The sequence below is a fragment of the Massilia sp. LXY-6 genome, assembly GCF_051233485.1.
Classification (GTDB): Bacteria; Pseudomonadota; Gammaproteobacteria; order Burkholderiales; family Burkholderiaceae_D; genus Telluria.
In genome coordinates, this window is record NZ_JBKFGF010000036.1 from 48,593 (window position 1) to 64,292 (window position 15,700).

General features: G+C 68.3%; 14 protein-coding genes. 12 read left to right on the plus strand and 2 right to left on the minus strand.

Annotated elements, in window-relative coordinates:
• The first annotated feature begins 4 nt into the window (after nt 1-4).
• The 7 genes from ACI48D_RS16510 to ACI48D_RS16540 all read left to right on the plus strand — a co-directional run bounded on the left by ACI48D_RS16510 (nt 5) and on the right by ACI48D_RS16540 (nt 5,807).
• A complete protein-coding gene (locus ACI48D_RS16510; RefSeq protein WP_435572326.1) occupies nt 5-358 on the plus strand; it encodes a hypothetical protein in 354 nt (117 codons plus the stop codon).
• Nucleotides 346-1,248, plus strand: a complete 903-nt coding sequence (locus ACI48D_RS16515; RefSeq protein WP_435572327.1) for a cytochrome c oxidase assembly protein — start codon at nt 346-348, stop codon at nt 1,246-1,248. The genes ACI48D_RS16510 and ACI48D_RS16515 overlap by 13 nt, the downstream gene beginning before the upstream one ends.
• Nucleotides 1,245-1,613, plus strand: coding sequence for a c-type cytochrome (locus ACI48D_RS16520; protein ID WP_435572328.1), 369 nt, complete (start codon nt 1,245-1,247; stop codon nt 1,611-1,613). Before ACI48D_RS16515 ends, ACI48D_RS16520 begins: the two co-directional genes overlap by 4 nt.
• A gap of 9 nt (nt 1,614-1,622) precedes the next feature.
• Nucleotides 1,623-2,021 (plus strand): DUF1622 domain-containing protein, encoded by a 399-nt coding sequence (locus tag ACI48D_RS16525; protein WP_435572329.1) that lies wholly within the window; start codon nt 1,623-1,625, stop codon nt 2,019-2,021.
• A 2-nt stretch (nt 2,022-2,023) separates the two neighbouring features.
• The gene (locus tag ACI48D_RS16530; RefSeq protein WP_435572330.1) at nt 2,024-2,512 is read left to right on the plus strand and encodes an HPP family protein; all 489 of its coding nucleotides are present in this window, start codon (nt 2,024-2,026) and stop codon (nt 2,510-2,512) included.
• 66 nt (nt 2,513-2,578) lie between these two features.
• A complete protein-coding gene (locus ACI48D_RS16535) occupies nt 2,579-3,403 on the plus strand; it encodes a ferritin-like domain-containing protein (protein WP_435572331.1) in 825 nt (274 codons plus the stop codon).
• Between the two features lie 10 nt (nt 3,404-3,413).
• Nucleotides 3,414-5,807, plus strand: a complete 2,394-nt coding sequence (locus ACI48D_RS16540) for a DNA polymerase II (protein WP_435572332.1) — start codon at nt 3,414-3,416, stop codon at nt 5,805-5,807.
• A 201-nt stretch (nt 5,808-6,008) separates the two neighbouring features.
• Here the strand turns inward: ACI48D_RS16540 and alr are convergent, their stop codons facing one another.
• Together alr and ACI48D_RS16550 are read right to left on the minus strand one after the other, a co-directional pair.
• The gene (gene alr / locus ACI48D_RS16545; RefSeq protein ID WP_435572333.1) at nt 6,009-7,127 is read right to left on the minus strand and encodes an alanine racemase; all 1,119 of its coding nucleotides are present in this window, start codon (nt 7,125-7,127) and stop codon (nt 6,009-6,011) included.
• A gap of 10 nt (nt 7,128-7,137) precedes the next feature.
• A complete protein-coding gene (locus ACI48D_RS16550; protein WP_435572334.1) occupies nt 7,138-8,430 on the minus strand; it encodes a D-amino acid dehydrogenase in 1,293 nt (430 codons plus the stop codon).
• A gap of 105 nt (nt 8,431-8,535) precedes the next feature.
• On the opposite strand from ACI48D_RS16550, the gene ACI48D_RS16555 reads away from it, so the two are divergent.
• The 5 genes from ACI48D_RS16555 to ACI48D_RS16575 all read left to right on the plus strand — a co-directional run bounded on the left by ACI48D_RS16555 (nt 8,536) and on the right by ACI48D_RS16575 (nt 15,680).
• The gene (locus ACI48D_RS16555) at nt 8,536-9,021 is read left to right on the plus strand and encodes a winged helix-turn-helix transcriptional regulator (RefSeq protein WP_435572335.1); all 486 of its coding nucleotides are present in this window, start codon (nt 8,536-8,538) and stop codon (nt 9,019-9,021) included.
• A gap of 124 nt (nt 9,022-9,145) precedes the next feature.
• Nucleotides 9,146-10,111: a chemotaxis protein gene (locus ACI48D_RS16560; RefSeq protein WP_435572336.1), complete on the plus strand. Its 966-nt coding sequence runs from the start codon at nt 9,146-9,148 to the stop codon at nt 10,109-10,111.
• A 43-nt stretch (nt 10,112-10,154) separates the two neighbouring features.
• Nucleotides 10,155-11,120, plus strand: a complete 966-nt coding sequence (locus tag ACI48D_RS16565) for a diguanylate cyclase (protein WP_435572337.1) — start codon at nt 10,155-10,157, stop codon at nt 11,118-11,120.
• A gap of 191 nt (nt 11,121-11,311) precedes the next feature.
• Nucleotides 11,312-14,518 carry an efflux RND transporter permease subunit gene (locus ACI48D_RS16570; RefSeq protein ID WP_435572368.1) on the plus strand — a complete coding sequence of 1,069 codons (3,207 nt, stop codon included), beginning with the start codon at nt 11,312-11,314 and terminating at the stop codon, nt 14,516-14,518.
• A complete protein-coding gene (locus ACI48D_RS16575; protein ID WP_435572338.1) occupies nt 14,508-15,680 on the plus strand; it encodes an efflux RND transporter periplasmic adaptor subunit in 1,173 nt (390 codons plus the stop codon). The genes ACI48D_RS16570 and ACI48D_RS16575 overlap by 11 nt, the downstream gene beginning before the upstream one ends.
• Nucleotides 15,681-15,700: the final 20 nt, after the last annotated feature.

Consider the following 15,700-nt stretch of genomic DNA (forward strand, 5'->3'; position numbering starts at 1 on the left):
AGATATGGGAAACTGGCCGGCCCTGCTGGTAGCGCCATCGCTGGCGCTGACGAACCTGTCCGTGACATACGCGCTGGTGACGCCGGCGTGCTCGCGCCAGAGCACGCTGGCGCCGAACCTGGTGAGTGCGATCTTGCTGCTGATTTGCGCTTGGATGAGCTGGGGTGCCTGGCGCAACTGGACCGTTGCACGTGATGAACGCGGCCGCGCCGAGGGGGCGGCGGCCGGCGAAACCGACGCCGTGCCGGACCGTCCGCCTTTCCTGGCGCTGGTGGCGACCATGGTCGGGGCGCTGTCCTGCCTGGTCGTGCTGGCCCAGTGGTTTCCGCAATGGGTGCTGTCGCCATGCGCAAGCTGAGTCCCTTCCTGTTGCTGGCGCCGGCCCTGGCGAGCGCACACGACGTCGAGGGCCAGTACACGGCGGCCGACGCGCTGTCCTGGGGCGCCGAGCCCTGGGTGCTGTTCCTGCTGGCGCTCGCGCTGCTGCTGTACGCGGCCGGCCTGCGCCGCCTGTGGCCGCGCTCGCGCCAGTCGCGCCGGCCGCTGGCGCGCCAGGCGGCCTGGTTCGGCGCCGGCTGGATCGCGCTGGCGCTGGCCCTGGCCTCGCCGCTGGACTCGGCCGGCAGCTTTTCCTTCGCCGCCCACATGGTGCAGCACGAATTCCTGATGATCGTGGCGGCGCCGATGCTGGTGCTGGGGCGCCCGCTCGGGATCTGGGTCTGGAGCCTGCCCGCGGCCTGGCGCCGGCGCACCGGCGCGGCGAGCCGCAACGCCGCGGTGGGCGCCGCCTGGGATGCGCTCACGCGGCCGCTGAACGCCTGGCTGCTGCACTTCGCCGCGCTGTGGATGTGGCATGTGCCGGCGACCTTCCAGGCCGGTCTGGCCAGCAACGGGGTCCACGCGCTGCAGCACGCCAGCTTCCTGTTCTCGGCCCTGCTGTTCTGGTGGGCGGTGCTGGGACGGCAGGGCGGAGCGCAGGGGCGCGGCGCCGCCATCGTCTACCTGTTCACCACCATGATGCATACCGGCGCCCTCGGCGCGATGTTCACGATGTCGGAAACGATCTGGTACCCCTACTATGGCAGCAAGGCCCAGGCCTTCGGCTTGAGCGCGCTGGAAGACCAGCAGCTCGGCGGCCTGATCATGTGGATTCCCGGCGGCCTGGCCTATGTCGCGGCCGGCCTGGTGCTGTGTGCGCGCTGGCTGGCGCGCGCGCCGCAGGGTGCGACGGCGAAGGGGCGGCCATGAAGCACATAGTGAAGTGCGCGACGCTCTTGCTGCTCGCCGCGCTGGCCGCATGCTCGAGGCAGCCGCCGACCTCCGAGCCGCTCAGCGGCGGCAATCCGCGCGTCGGCCAGCAACTGGTGGCCCGCTACGGCTGCGCCGCCTGCCACGAGATCAAGGGCATCGCCCATGCCGACAGCAAGGTCGGGCCCTCGCTGACCGAGATCCGCGATCGCAGCTACGTCGGCGGCGTGCTGCCGCACAGCGCCGGCAACCTGGTGAAATGGATCATGCACCCGCGCGCCTACAGTCCCAACACGGCCATGCCCGAGCTGGGCGTGAGCGAGGGCGAGGCGCGCGACATGGCGGCGTATTTATATAGTCAGTAGGGGGCCGGATTGTTCGAACAAGTCGAGGGACAGGTACGCAACTACGTCGAATGGCTGCGCCTGCTGGTGGAGTCGCTCGGTGCGCTGATCATCGCCACTGGCGTACTGGTCGTCATCGTGGCGCTGATCCGCCACCTGCTGGTGCATCGCAGCAGCAGCTTCATACCGATCCGGCTGGCGTTTGCGCGCTACCTGACCCTGGCGCTGGAGCTGCAGCTGGCGGCCGACATCCTGTCGACCTCGGTGGCGCCGACCTGGGAGCGGATCGGCAAGCTGGCGGCGATCGCGGTGATCCGGACCGCGCTCAACTACTTCCTCAGCAAGGAATTGAAGGACGAGCGGGCCAGCGAGGAGCCGGCGCTCAAGAAGCCGGGCGGTGGCGGCTCGGTTCCCGGCGCGAAGGACTGAGCATGGATACGCCGGACAAGCCTTCGCGCCGCAGCCGCATCGGCCTGCGCCGTGAGCTGCTGCTGGCGCTGGCCCCGACCGCGACCGTGCTGCTGGTGCTGGCCTTGGTCGAAGCCATCAGCAGCCAGCGCCTGCTGTTCGCTTCGCTGGCATCGAGCGCCTTCCTGGTCTACCTGGACCCCGGCCACGCGGCCAACCAGACCCGTACCCTGATCCTGGCCCAGCTCGGCTCGGCCGTGATCGGCATGCTGGCCTTCCTCGCGCTCGGCCCCGGCTATGTCTCGGCCGGGGTGGCGATGGTGGCGGCGATCGTGGCGATGGTGGTGTTCGACGTCGTCCATCCGCCATCGATCGCGACCGCGCTCAGCTTCGGCCTGAAAGCGGGCGACGCCGGCAACCTGGTGCTGTTCTGCCTGGCCCTCGCGATCACGGTCGTGCTGATCGGCCTGCAGAAGCTGAGCATGTGGATGATCGGGCGCTGGGCGAAGTGAGAGGGCGTCGCGCCGACGGCGGCGGATTTGGTACACTTTGCCTTTTTCGCACCGACCGACGACCCGATGTCCGCACCGCCCGAGCTGCGCGCAGGCGCACTGATTTCCCTGCTTGAAACGGACCCGCGCCGCAAATGCGAGGGCGTGGCGGCCCTGGCGCGCGCGCACGCTGCCGGCACGCTGCCCGTGGACCCGGCCGCCGTGCTGGAGCCAGGCGGCACCATCCCGGGCCGCCCGGATAAACCCGAGCTGGTGCCGCCGCGCCTGGTCGGGCGGCGCTCGATGGCCACGCCGGAAGGACGCGCGATGCTGGTCCACGCGCTGGCGCACATCGAATTCAACGCCATCAACCTGGCGCTGGACGCCGTCTGGCGCTTTCCCGGGATGCCGCCCGCGTACTACGCCGACTGGCTGCGCGTGGCGAAGGAAGAGGCCTACCACTTCTCGCTGCTGGATGCGCACCTGGGGACGCTCGGCCATGCCTACGGCGACTTCCCCGGCCACGACAGCCTGTGGGAGATGGTCGAGAAGACCCGCGCGGACATCCTTGCGCGCATGGCCCTGGTGCCGCGCACGCTGGAGGCGCGCGGGCTGGACGCGATCCCGCCGCTGCGCGCCAAGCTGGCCCAGGCCGGCGACCCGGCGGCTGCCGCGATCCTCGACATCATCCTGCGCGACGAGGTCGGCCACGTCGAGATCGGCAACCGCTGGTACCTGGGCCTGTGCCAGGAACGCGGGCTGGAACCGGTCGTCACCTACGAGGCGCTGGCGCTCCACCATAAAGCGCCGGTGCTGAAGGGGCCCTTCAACCTGGAGGCGCGCCGCCGCGCCGGTTTTACGGAGGCCGAACTGGCGCGCTACCGTGGCGACAGCGTTTCCTTCGACGCCTGAGAATGGGAAGATGGACGAGGCAAGCGATTCCACCCCGCGCGCTCCTCTGCGCGGCTTCCTGCTGACCCGGCACTGGCGCGATCTCGACGCCGGCGTCGAGCTGGAGTTCTGGCTGGCAACCGAGGACGGCCCACGCCGCGTGCGCGTGCCGGGCCAGAGCGCGGTCGCCTTCATCCCGGCCGAGCAAAGGGAACCAGCCGAGTTCGTCCTGCGCGGCGAACGTGGCTGCGAGCTACGCGCCCTTTCGCTGACCGACTTCCATCACCGCCCCGTGCTGGGCCTGTACTGCCGCCACTACCGCAAGCTGCTGGCGCTGGAAAAACGCCTGCGCCAGCACGGCGTCGACGTCTACGAGGCCGACGTGCGCCCGCCGGAACGCTACCTGATGGAGCGCTTCATCAGCGCGCCGGTGCTGTTTGCCGGCGTGCCCGCCGAGAACGACACCCGGCTGCTGCTCGACGGCCAGCTGAAACCCGACGGCGACTACCGGCCGCAGATCCGCACCGTCTCGCTCGACATCGAAACCACGATGCAGGGCGAGCTGCGCTCGATCGCGCTGGAGGGCTGCGGCCGGCGCCAGGTGTACATGCTGGGGCCGCCCAACGGCGACCCGGGCGGCCTCGATTTCGATTTCGAATACTGCGATACCAGACTTGCCCTGCTGGACAAGATGGAGGAGTGGTTCCGGGTGCACGATCCGGATGCCGTGATCGGCTGGAGCCTGGTCCAGTTCGACCTGCGCGTGCTGCAGAAGCATGCCGAGCAGCTGCACCGGCCGCTGCGCCTGGGACGGGACGGCAGCGCGATGGAGTGGCGCGAGCGGGCCGGCGGGCAGGAGCATTACTTCGCCGGGATCGCCGGCCGCCTGGTCATCGACGGCATCGAGGCGCTGCGTTCGGCCACCTGGAGCTTTCCTTCCTTCAGCCTGGAATCGGTGGCGCAAAGCCTGCTGGGCGAGGGCAAGGAGATCGACAATCCCTACGACCGCATGGCCTCGATCGACCGCATGTTCGCGCAGGACAAGCCGGCGCTGGCGCGCTACAACCTGAAGGATTGCGAGCTGGTCACGCGCATCTTCGAAAAGACCGGCCTGATGTCCTTCCTGCTGGAGCGCGCCAGCGTGACCGGGCTGGCGGCCGACCGCAGCGGCGGCTCGGTGGCGGCTTTCGAGCATTCCTACATTCCGCTGATGCACCGCCAGGGTTTCGTGGCGCCGAACATCGGCGACGTGCCCGGCGCCGACAGCCCGGGCGGCTTCGTGATGGATTCGCGCTCCGGCCTGTACGATTCGGTGCTCGTGCTCGACTACAAAAGCCTGTACCCGTCCATCATCCGAACCTTCCTGATCGACCCGGTCGGGCTGGTGCAGGGCCTGGCCGAGCCGGAGGACGCCACGGTGCCGGGCTTTCGCGGCGGGCGCTTCTCGCGCACCAGGCACTGCCTGCCCGGCATCGTCACGCGCGTGTGGGCGGGCAGGGAAGCGGCCAAGCGCGAGAAGAACGCGCCGCTGTCGCAGGCGCTGAAGATCATCATGAACGCCTTCTACGGTGTGCTCGGTACCACCGCCTGCCGCTTCTTCGACCCGCGGCTGGCCTCGTCGATCACGATGCGCGGCCACCAGATCATGCACCGCACCCGCGAGCTGATCGAGGAGCGCGGTTACCAGGTGATCTACGGCGACACCGACTCCACCTTCGTGTGGCTCGGGCGCGCGCACGCGGACCAGGACGCGCAGCGGATCGGCCGCGCGCTGGTCGAGCATGTGAACGCCTGGTGGCGCGCCTCCCTGCGCGACGAGCTGGGGCTGGAGAGCGCGCTGGAACTGGAATACGACGTGCACTTCCGCCGCTTCCTGATGCCGACCGTGCGCGGCTCGGAAGAGGGCAGCAAGAAGCGCTACGCCGGCCTGGCGACCGCAAGCGACGGCGGCGACGAGATGATCTACAAGGGACTGGAGACGGTCCGCACCGACTGGACTCCGCTGGCCCAGGAATTCCAGCAGGGACTGTACGAGCGCGTCTTCAAGCGCCAGCCCTACGAGGACTACGTGCGCGACTACGTGGCGCGCACCCTGAGCGGCGAGCTCGATGAGCTGCTGGTGTACCGCAAGCGCCTGCGCCGCGCGCTGGACGAGTACGAGCGCAACGTCCCGCCGCACGTGCGCGCGGCGCGCATCGCCGACGAGTTCCACATCCGGCAGGGCCGTCCGGCCCAGTACCGCAACGGCGGCTGGATCCGCTACATGATGACCCTGAACGGACCGGAACCGATGGAGGCGCTGCAGTCGGCCATCGACTACGAGCATTACCTGAGCAAGCAGCTGGAGCCGGTGGCGGATGCGATCCTGCCGTTTTTGGGGGATAGTTTTGCTCGGCTGACCAGTCCGCAGGGCGCGTTGTTCTAGAGGAGGGGTCAGAGCCCGGTGTTGGTGATTGGGCTCTGACCCCGGTGGTCAGTGGCAGCGGGAGGGTCAGGGCAGCGGGAGGGGTCAGAGTCCGGTTCTTCTTTTCGGGACTCTGACCCCGGTGCTACTGACCCCGGTGCTAATACGCGGCGCGTCATAACACCAGGGTCAGAGTCCAACCATCAACACCGGACTCTGACCCTATGCGTAGCGGCGGTGAAACCGCCCGCCCAGCCGGGTCAGCACCTCATACCCGATGGTGCCACCCTCGCGCGCCACATCGTCCACCGTCTGCTGCGCGCACAACAGATCGACTTCCTGTCCCGGCGCGACGCGCTCCTCGGGAATGCCGGTCACGTCCAGCGTAATGCTGTCCATCGACACCGTCCCCGCGATCGGCACCGCCACGCCGTCGATGAAGGCGTGGCCGCGGCCGGACAGGCTGCGCAGCCAGCCGTCCGCATAGCCGATCCCGATGGTGGCGATGCGGGCAGGGCCGGTGACGGCATGGCGCGCCCCGTAGCCGACGAAGTCGCCGGCCTGCACGCTGCGCGACTGCATGATGCGGGCCCGCAGCCCGACCGCCTGGCGCAGCGGATTGGGCGTGCCCGGCTGCGGATTGATGCCGTACAGCGCGGCGCCCGGGCGCACCAGGTCGTGGCGGAAGCCGTCGCCGAGGAACACGGCGGAGGAATTCGCCAGGCTGCCCGGGATTCCCGGGAAGCGGGTGCGCAAGGCAAGGAAGCGCTCGCGCTGCAGCGCATTCATCGGATGCTCCGGCTCGTCGGCGCAGGCCAGATGGCTCATCACCAGCACCGGCCGCAGTTCGTCCTTCCAGGCCGGGTCGGCCAGCAGCCTGTCGACAGCCGCCGGGGCCAGGCCCATGCGCGACATGCCGGTATCGAACTGCAGCGCGGCCGGCAGGCGGCGCTGCAGCAGCCGGCAGGCGCGGCGCCAGTCCTCGAGCTGGGTCGGGTCGTTCAGCACCGGGATCAAGTCGTACTGGAAAAACTCGGCGGTGGCGCCGGGCGGCGGGCCATGCAGCACGTAGATTGCGCTGTCCTCGGGCACCACCTGGCGCAGGCGCATGCCTTCTTCCAGGTGGGCGGTAAAGAACACGCGGCAGCCCTCGAGCGCCAGCGCGGGCGCCACGATGTCCATGCCGAGGCCATAAGCGTCGGCTTTCATCACGGCGGCGCAGCTAGCCCCGGCCGCCGTCTCCCTCAGCAGGCGATAATTCGCCCGCACCGCATCCAGGTCGATCGTCAGCACCGCTCCGGCACGGGCCGAATCGGCTCCATTCGCGACTGCATTCGCCACGCCATGCATCTCAGGCCTTCGCGAAGTCGGGTCGGGTGCCCGCCGCACGCGCGCCGGCGTAGCGGAAGATCGCCAGGTCGTCGGTAGGGATGGCCGGGACCTTGCCGCTGACCAGGTCGGCGATCACGCTGGCCGAGCCGCAGGACATGGTCCAGCCCAGGGTGCCGTGGCCGGTGTTCAGGAACAGGTTGCGCAGCGGCGTGGCGCCGACGATCGGGGTCGAGTCCGGGGTCATCGGGCGCAGGCCGGTCCAGAACTTGGCCCTGGCGACGTCGCCGCCGCCGGGGAACAGGTCGGTCACGACCATCTCCAGGGTCTCGCGGCGGCGCGGGTTCAGTTCCTTGCTGTAGCCCGCGATCTCGGCCATGCCGCCGACGCGGATGCGGTTCTCGAAGCGGGTGATGGCGATCTTGTAGGTTTCGTCCAGGATGGTCGATACCGGCGCCTGGGCGGCATCGGTGATCGGCACGGTGATCGAATAGCCCTTCAGCGGATACACGGGGACGCGGAAGAACTGCTTCATCAGCAGGCGCGAATAGCTGCCCAGCGCGAGCACGTAGCGGTCGGCCGTGAACGTGCCTTTATCCGTCCGCACGCCGGTGATCTGGTCGCCTTGCGATTCGACTGCACGGATGTCGACGCCGAATTCGAAACGCACGCCGAGTTCGCGGGCCATCTCGGCCAGCTTGGTGGTGAACATCTGGCAGTCGCCGGTTTCGTCGTTCGGCAGGCGCAGGCCGCCGACCAGCTTGTCGCGCACCCGGGCCAGCGCCGGCTCGGCATTGGCCAACTGTGCGCGGCTCAGCACTTCGAACGGCACGCCGGCCTGGCGCAGCACGTCGATGTCCTTGGCGGCGCCGTCGAACTGCGCCTGGGTGCGGAACAGCTGCAGGGTGCCCTGCTGGCGGCCTTCGTAGTCGATGCCGGTTTCTGCGCGCAGTGCGCGGATGCAGTCGCGGCTGTACTCGGCCAGGCGCACCATGCGTTCCTTGTTGACGGCGTAGCGGTCGGCGTCGCAGTTCTTGAACATCTCCCACATCCACTGCAACTGGAACAGCGAGCCGTCCGGGCGGATCGCCAGCGGCGCATGGCGCTGGAACAGCCACTTGAAGGCCTTCAGCGGGATGCCGGGCGCGGCCCAGGGCGAGGCGTAGCCGGGGGAGATCTGGCCGGCGTTGGCGAAGCTGGTCTCCAGCGCCGCCCCCGGCTGGCGGTCGATCACGGTCACCTCGTGGCCGCTCCTCGCCAGATAATACGCAGTCGTGACGCCGACGACACCGCTGCCCAGGACGATTACTCGCATAGTGTTCTCAAAAAATTGATTGGATTGGTTTAGAAAATATTGCTATCTTATATTTGACGTGGCCGTAATTGTTCCTATTTTTAGCTGCCTATTTGGTGAAACTTCATGCGCGTTCAAAAAGATTCGAGCCGGGTACTCGACAAGATCGACCTCCACATCCTTTCCATCCTGCAGCAAGACGCCCGCATCGTGATGAAGGACCTGGCCGAGCGGGTCGGACTGTCGCTGACGCCGTGCATCGAGCGCGTCAAACGGATGGAGCGCGACGGCGTCATCACCGGCTACCATGCGCGCGTGAGCCCGCAGGCGATGGGACTGCAGATCCTGGTGTTCGTCGAGATCACCCTGCTGCAGAAGTCGGAAAAGGCCTTCGAGCGCTTCCGCCGCGCCATGCTCGGCATTCCGGAAGTGATGGAATGCCACCTGGTGTCGGGCGACTTCGACTACCTGATCAAGGCGCGGATTCCGGAAATGTCCGAGTACCGCAGGCTGCTGGGCGAAATCCTGCACCTGGCCGATTCGGCGCAGTCCAAGAGCTATGTGGTGATGGAGGAGGTGAAGGAAACCCTGGCGCTGTCGATTGGTAATTGACGACGCTGTGGTTTTTTGGAACAAAACGACTGAAACTCAGCAAGAGTCTGTCCTGTAATGACACAGGAGCCAAGCTCGTCCCTAAAATCATTTCCCGGGGGAATTACCATCAACAGGACGAGACATGAAATCGGTTCAGCAGGAAGTCGACGAGCGCAGCAACCTTACCGGCACCAACAAATTCGAGCTTTTGCTGTTCCGTCTCGGCGGCGACGAGAACGGCGCACATAGCGAGCTGTTCGGCATCAACGTCTTCAAGATCCGCGAAATCGTCGCCATGCCGGAGATCACCGCGATCGCCGGGGCGCCGCCGCATGTGCTGGGCGTGGTCAACCTGCGTGGCCAGATCATCCAGGTGCTGGACCTGCCGGCCATCGCCGGCGTCAGGCCCGTCACCGGCCTGAACATCATGCTGGTGACCGAATTCGCCCGCACGACCCAGGCCTTCGCGGTCGAGAGCGTGGAAGAAATCGTGCGCCTGGACTGGAGCCAGGTGATGTCGTCCGAGCACAGCGCGGGCAGCGGCATGGTGAGCAGCATCGCCCGTCTCGAAGCGCAGGACGGCCAGCCGGGCCGCCTGGCGCAGGTGCTGGATGTGGAAACCATCCTGCGCGACCTCGGCCCGGCTGCCGATGACGGCGAGCGGGCGGTGCAGCAGGCGGTGGGCGCCAAGATCGGCATCAAGCCGGGCTCCGTGGTGCTGGCGGCCGACGATTCCGTGGTCGCGCGCGTCCTGATCGAGCAGGGCCTGGATGCGATGGGCCTGCCGTTCATCATGACCAAGAGCGGCAAGGAGTGCTGGGAGCAGCTGAACGCCATCGCGGCCGCCGCCGAGGCCGAGGGCAAGAGCGTCGACGACCGCGTGGCGGCGGTGCTGACCGACCTCGAGATGCCGGAGATGGACGGTTTCACGCTGACCCGCATGATCAAGACCAGCCGGCGTTTCTCGATGCTGCCGGTGGTGATCCATTCCTCGCTGTCAGGCACCACCAACGAGGAACATGTCAAGAAGGTCGGTGCCGACGCCTACGTCGCCAAGTATTCGGCCGAGGACCTGGCACGGACCCTGCGCGCTGTTCTGCATCCCTGACTTCCGGTATGATCCGGCAGTCGACTTGTTACCGAACTGCCAAGTGATCACTTCCAAGCCAGAAGCCGCCGATTCCGCGCATCTCGCCGCGCGCGTCCTGAACCTCGTCAGCGGCGGCGTCATCGTCCTCGACGCCGACCAGCGCATCGTGCTCTGGAACAGCTGGCTGACGCCGCGCTGCGGCCGCGCCGCCGGGCGCGTCATGGGCCACTCGCTGTTCGAGGTCTTTCCCACGCTGCGCGGCTCGCGGATCGAGACGGCGGTGCTGGCCGCCCTGGCCGACGATACCGCCACCGCAATCCCGCAGAGCGAGCACCGCAGCCCGTTCCCGCTGCGCGCCGCCGGCAGCTTCGACGGCCCGCTGATCGAGCAGGCGGTGTCGGTGTCGTCGTTTCGCGAGGACGGCGAGCCGTTCTGCCTGGTCGAGATCCGCGACATCAGCGGCGCGAATGAGCGCGAACGCCGCCTGCTCGACCACGCCGAATCGCTGCGCGCCCGTTCCTACGTCGACGGCCTGACCGGCATCGCCAACCGCCGCTACTTCGACGTCGCCCTCGACCGCGAACTGCGGCGCGCCCAGCGGCTCGGCGGCACGCTCTCCCTGCTGCTGACCGACATCGATTCCTTCAAGGCCTACAACGACCATTTCGGCCACCAGGCCGGCGACACCTGCCTGTCGGCGGTGGCGCAGGCGCTGGCGACCAGGCTGAAGCGCCCGGCCGACGTCGCCGCGCGCTACGGCGGCGAGGAGTTCGCCGCGATCCTGCCCGACACCGACGCGCTCCAGGCGCGCCAGCTCGCCGAGAACATCCGCGCCTACGTCGCCTCGCTGAACCTGCCGCATGCGCCGGGCGCGGTGCGGCCCTACGTGACCCTCAGCATCGGCGTGGCCAGCATGGACGAGGGCCGCCTCGGCGAGGCCAAGGCGCTGATCGAAGCCGCCGACAAGGCCCTGTACGCCGCCAAGCGCGGCGGCCGCGATCGGGTCGTGGTCGACGGCGAGGCTTGAAGCGCGCGCCGGGCAATACGATTGTGACGGCGGGGCGGGGCCTTGGGCTCCGCCCTTTTCATTTGTATTGACGCGACGGCGCCGGCGCGCAGTGACGCATGAAATTCATGGCGGTTTGCGGCTCGCGGGCCTAGCCAGCGTGGGGGTTTTCGCGCATATTATTGGGTTTGCATCAGCCGGAGTATTCCATGCTGCTTGGCCTTGTCCGCGTCGCGCTACGGCGTCCCTACACCTTCGTCGTGCTGGCGCTCACCCTGCTCATCATCGGCCCGCTGGCCGCCACGCGCACGCCCACCGATATCTTCCCGGACATCAAAATGCCCGTGATCGCGGTCGCCTGGCAGTACACGGGCCTGCCGCCGGACCAGATGGCGGGGCGCGTCTCGACCCTGTTCCAACGCTCGCTGACCACCACCGTCAACGACATCGAGCACATCGAAGCGAATACCTATCCCGGCATCAGCGTGGTGAAGATCTTCTTCCAGCCGGGCGTCGACATCGCGGTCGCGAACGCGCAGGTGACGGCGATTTCGCAGTCGGCACTGCGCCAGATGCCGGCCGGGATCACGCCGCCGCTGATCCTGAACTACAACGCGGCCACCGTGCCGATCCTCCAGCTGGCGCTGTCGGGCAAGGGCCTGTCCGAGCAGCAGCTGTTCGACCTCGGCATGAACACGATCCGCACGCCGCTGGTGACGGTGCCGGGCGCGGCGATCCCGCTGCCGTACGGCGGCAAGCAGCGCCAGGTGCAGATCGACGTCAAGCCGGATGCCCTGCAGGCACGCGGCCTGTCGGCCCAGGACATCGCCAACGCGCTGGCGGCGCAGAACGTGTTGACCCCGGTGGGCAACCAGAAGATCGACGCCCTCGACTACACGATCCAGCTGAACAGCGCGCCGTCCGCGATCGAGGACCTGGCGCGGCTGCCGGTCAAGGTGGTGAACGGCGCGACCATTTATCTCAGCGACGTCGCCGACGTCCATGACGGCAACGCGCCGCAGACGAATATCGTGCACGTCGACGGCGGCCGCTCGGTGCTGATGTCGATCCTGAAGAACGGCTCGGCCTCCACGCTCGCCATCGTCGACGGCGTGCGCGCCAAGCTTGGCCAGATCAAGGCCGGCCTGCCGGAGGCGCTGAAGGTGGTGCCGATCAACGACCAGTCGGTGTTCGTGCGCGCGGCGATCAAGGGCGTGGCGACCGAGGGCGCGATCGCGGCGCTGCTGACCAGCATCATGATCCTGCTGTTCCTCGGCAGCTGGCGCTCGACCGTGATCATCGCGGTCTCGATCCCGCTGTCAATCCTCGGCTCGATCATCGCGCTGGCGGCGTCAGGGGAGACGCTCAACCTGATGACGCTCGGCGGCCTGGCGCTGGCGGTCGGCATCCTGGTCGACGACGCCACCGTCACCATCGAGAACATCAACTGGCACCTGGAGCAGGGCAAGGCGGTGGAGCCGGCGATCATGGACGGCGCCCAGCAGATCGTGGCCCCGGCCCTGGTATCGCTGCTGTGCATCTGCATCGTGTTCATCCCGATGTTCTTCCTCGAGGGCGTGGCGCGCTTCCTGTTCGTGCCGATGGCGAAGGCCGTGATCTTCGCCCTGGTGTGTTCGTTCATCCTGTCGCGTACCCTGGTGCCGACCATGGCCAACTGGCTGCTCCGCGCGCACGACCCGCGCGCGGAGCACGCGCACAAGCCGACCAATGCCGTTCAACGCTTCCAGCGCGGCTTCGAGGCCCGCTTCGAGGGCCTGCGCCACGCTTACCGCGGCATCCTGCAGCATTCGATCCAGCACCGCCGGCCCTTCCTGGTCGGCTTCATCGCCGTGGTGGCGCTGTCCTTCCTGCTGGTGCCTTTCCTGGGCAGTAACTTCTTCCCGGCGGTAGACTCCGGCCAGGTACTGATCCACGCCCGCGTGCCGGTCGGCACCCGCGTCGAGGAGACCGCGAAGCGCTTCGCCAACATCGAAGAAGCGATCCGCGGCGTGATCCCGGGCCGCGAGATCGTGACCATGGTCGACAACATCGGCATGCCGTCCTCCAGCATCAACACCACCTACGGCAATACCGGCACCATGGGCACCCATGACGGCGACTTCCAAATCGCATTGAAAGAGGACCACGCGCCGACCGCGGACTACGTGAAGAAGCTGCGCGAAGTGCTGCCGCGCGCCTTCCCCGACACCACCTTCTCGTTCCCGCCGGCCGACATCGTCAGCCAGATCCTGAACTTCGGTTCGCCGGCGCCGATCGACGTCCAGGTGCGCGGCCGTGATATCGATGCCAACTTCGGCTACGCGGCCAAGCTCCTCAAGCGCATCCGCGCGATCCCCGGCGTGGCCGACGCCCGCATCCAGCAGTCGAACCGCGCGCCGCTGTTCAAGGTCGACGTCGACCGCACCCAGGCCCAGTTGCTGGGCCTGACGACCCGCGACGTCACCAACAGCATGGTGGTCAACCTGGCCGGTTCGAGCCAGGTCTCGCCGACCTATTGGCTGAACCCGGCCAACGGCGTGACCTATCCGATCGTGATGCAGACCCCGCAGAGCCAGCTCGATTCGCTGGCGGCGCTGGCCAACCTGCCGGTCGGTAATGGAAACAACAGCGGTGCCAACGCCAACGCCGCCACCGTCGGCGGCCTGGCGCGCTTCGAGCGCGGCACCGGCAGCGCGCTCATCAGCCAGTACGACATCGCGCCGATGGTGCAGATCCATGCCACCACCCAGGACCGCGACCTCGGCGCCGTCGCCGCCGACATCCGCAAGGTCCTGGCCGACACCACGGCCGACCTGCCCAAGGGCGCCTCGGTCGAGATGCTGGGCCAGGTGCGCACCATGGAGCGCGCCTTCTCGGGCCTGCTGTTCGGCCTGCTGGGCGCGGTCGGCCTGATCTACCTGCTCATCGTGGTCAACTTCCAGTCCTGGCTCGATCCGGCGGTGATCGTCTCGGCGCTGCCGGCGGCGCTGGCCGGCATCGTGTGGATGCTGTTCGCGACGCACACCACGCTGTCGGTGCCGGCGCTGACCGGCGCCATCATGTGCATGGGCGTGGCCACCGCCAACAGCGTCCTTGTCATCAGCTTCGCGCGCGAGAGGCTGGACATATTGGGCGACGCCGCAGCCGCCGCGCTGGAAGCGGGCTTCGTGCGTTTCCGCCCGGTCCTGATGACCGCCCTGGCGATGGTGATCGGCATGCTGCCGATGGCCCTCGGCCTGGGCGAGGGCGGCGAACAGAATGCCCCGCTGGGCCGCGCCGTGATCGGCGGCCTGCTGTTCTCGACCATCGCCACCCTGGTCTTCGTCCCCGTCGTTTTCAGCCTGGTCCACGGCCGCCGCGAACGGCGCGCCGTGGACGCCGGCTTGCCCCCATCTGGAGTTCCCGCCCATGCCAACTAAATCCACTTCTTCCCGCCCGCTGGTCGCAGGCGTGCTCGCCGCCGCCGTTGCCGCCGCCGTGGTGATCGGCGGCCTGGCCACCCGCCACTCGCAGGCCGAGCAGCTCAAGGAGGCCGCCGCCGAGCATGCGGTGCCGATCGTGAATCTGGTGGCGCTGAAGGATGTCGCCGGAGCCCCGATGGAGCTGCCGGCCCGCATCGAGGCCTGGTCGCGCGCACCGATCTATGCCCGGGTGTCCGGCTACCTGGCGCGCTGGAACGTCGACATCGGCGCTCCCGTCAAGGCCGGGCAGGTGCTGGCCACCATCGAAACCCCGGACCTCGACCAGGACCTGCGCCAGGCCCAGGCCCAGCTGGCGGTCGCGCGCAGCAACCTCGCGCTGGCCGAAAGCACCGCCAGGCGCTGGCAGTCGCTGGTGGCGCAGAACGCGGTCTCGAAGCAGGAAGCCGACGAGAAGCAGGGCGACTTCATTTCCAAGAAGTCGAACGTGCAGGCCCTGCAGGCCAGCGTCGAGCGCCAGCAGGCGCTGAAGCGCTACACCCGGCTGGTCGCGCCCTTCGACGGCGTGGTCACGGCCCGCAACACCGACGTCGGCGCGCTGGTCAACGCCGGCGCCTCGGGCACCAGCGGCAGCGAGCTGTTCGTGGTGTCCGACCTGCGCCGCCTGCGTGTGTACGTCCAGGTGCCGCAGCGCCAGGTGGCGCAGATCCATCCGGGCAGCAGCGCGAACGTGAGCGTGCCGGAACGTCCGGGCAGCAGCTACCAGGCGAAGGTGCAGTCGCTGGCCCAGGCGATCAACGCCGGCTCCGGCACCATGCTGGTGCAGCTGGCGGTCGACAATCCCAAGGGCGAGCTGCTGCCGGGCGCGTTCGCTACCGCGCAGTTCGATCAGGCCGCGCCGGCCGACGACGCCGTGGCGGTGCCGCCGGGCGCGCTGATCATGGGCCGCAACGGCGCCCAGGTCGCGGTGCTGGACGCCGGCAACCGCGTGCACATGAAGAAGGTGACGATCGCCCGCGATTTCGGCAACGTGATCCAGCTGGGCGAGGGGGTGACGCGGGCGGACCGCATTGTCGACAGTCCGCCGGACGGCATCGGCGAGGGCGACCTGGTGCGGGTGGCGCAGGCTGCGCCAGTGGCGCCGGTGCGCAAGGCGGGCTGAATCGTCGTTGAGCGAATTTC

Bases quoted from the DNA above. Each gene is read 5' to 3' on its own strand.
- ACI48D_RS16510 (WP_435572326.1), top strand. From the start codon at position 5: ATGGGAAACTGGCCGGCCCTGCTGGTAGCGCCATCGCTGGCGCTGACG.
- ACI48D_RS16515 (WP_435572327.1), top strand. From the start codon at position 346: ATGCGCAAGCTGAGTCCCTTCCTGTTGCTGGCGCCGGCCCTGGCGAGC.
- ACI48D_RS16520 (WP_435572328.1), top strand. From the start codon at position 1,245: ATGAAGCACATAGTGAAGTGCGCGACGCTCTTGCTGCTCGCCGCGCTG.
- ACI48D_RS16530 (WP_435572330.1), top strand. From the start codon at position 2,024: ATGGATACGCCGGACAAGCCTTCGCGCCGCAGCCGCATCGGCCTGCGC.
- ACI48D_RS16535 (WP_435572331.1), top strand. From the start codon at position 2,579: ATGTCCGCACCGCCCGAGCTGCGCGCAGGCGCACTGATTTCCCTGCTT.
- ACI48D_RS16540 (WP_435572332.1), top strand. From the start codon at position 3,414: ATGGACGAGGCAAGCGATTCCACCCCGCGCGCTCCTCTGCGCGGCTTC.
- ACI48D_RS16550 (WP_435572334.1), bottom strand. From the start codon at position 8,430: ATGCGAGTAATCGTCCTGGGCAGCGGTGTCGTCGGCGTCACGACTGCG.
- ACI48D_RS16555 (WP_435572335.1), top strand. From the start codon at position 8,536: ATGCGCGTTCAAAAAGATTCGAGCCGGGTACTCGACAAGATCGACCTC.
- ACI48D_RS16560 (WP_435572336.1), top strand. From the start codon at position 9,146: ATGAAATCGGTTCAGCAGGAAGTCGACGAGCGCAGCAACCTTACCGGC.
- ACI48D_RS16575 (WP_435572338.1), top strand. From the start codon at position 14,508: ATGCCAACTAAATCCACTTCTTCCCGCCCGCTGGTCGCAGGCGTGCTC.